The 844-nt window shown below is 66.1% G+C and carries 1 pseudogene; it reads right to left on the bottom strand.

Annotated features, from left to right (window positions below):
• Positions 1 to 844, bottom strand: a pseudogene (locus tag ABEA12_RS15020) (HNH endonuclease signature motif containing protein); the annotation flags it as partial.

The following is an 844-nucleotide window of genomic DNA, read 5'->3' as shown; positions in this document are numbered from 1 at the left end:
GTGGTGCCGGGGGTGGGTCGTGTCGAGGCGGAAGGAGGGGGAAGTTTGTCCGAACGCGGGTTGGAGAAGGCTTCACCGAAGGAGAGGATCGTTTCGGAATCGATCGGGTCACACCGCAACAGGAACTCATCGCAGCCCTCACGGAAGCCCTTGTAGAACAGTCCGCGCTTGGCGCGGATTTGTTCATCGGTGATCGGTGCCCCGTTCTGGCTCAGGAATGCTCCCCAGTGGGCCAGCGCCTGGTGTGAGTGGCGTGGTTCGTTGGTGCGGGCCTCGTGGACCAGGGATTCCTCGATGGCGGTGAACAGGTTCGCCGCGTCCGGGCGGCCCGCCACTTGGGGTTGCATTGATTCGAGCCGTCCGGCCAGTTGGGCCAGCGTTCCCACATCCGCAGTGCCGTCGGCTGCGGCTTCGGCCAACACGGGGAACACCGGTGCCGGGTTCAGGGTATCTGGTGTGTCCGTGCCCAGAGGCTTGCTGCCCGCATTCCCGGGGTCGGGGGTGGGGGCGATGAGCAACCGGGCGCCGGTGAGGCGGCGGCGGGCCTCGGTGGAGGAAATATGGAGGTGTGCTTGGAGGTAGGAGGCGGTGTTGCGGTGCGGTGCCATCCCGGTGCACATCCGCTCGATGGGCACCGCGGTATTCCCGTCGGCCAGGGATTGCGGGGCTGCGGTCAGCTGGTCGATGGTGTTCGCGGTGCCTGGATCGAGGCGGTGGATGCCCACCGCGTCGGCTTGGAACACGGTGCGTATCTGTGCGAAGGCGAGCGATCGGGTGCCTTGTTCGAGTAAGCCCAGCACCAATGCGCCCGAGGCTGCATCCAAGGATGAGGGGCCCAAGGCAT

The sequence above is a fragment of the Paeniglutamicibacter antarcticus genome (assembly GCF_039544305.1).
Lineage (GTDB): Bacteria > Actinomycetota > Actinomycetes > Actinomycetales > Micrococcaceae > Paeniglutamicibacter > Paeniglutamicibacter antarcticus_C.
The sequence above is the reverse complement of the archived record's forward strand: the minus strand, read 5'-3'. Positions and strand labels throughout refer to the sequence as shown.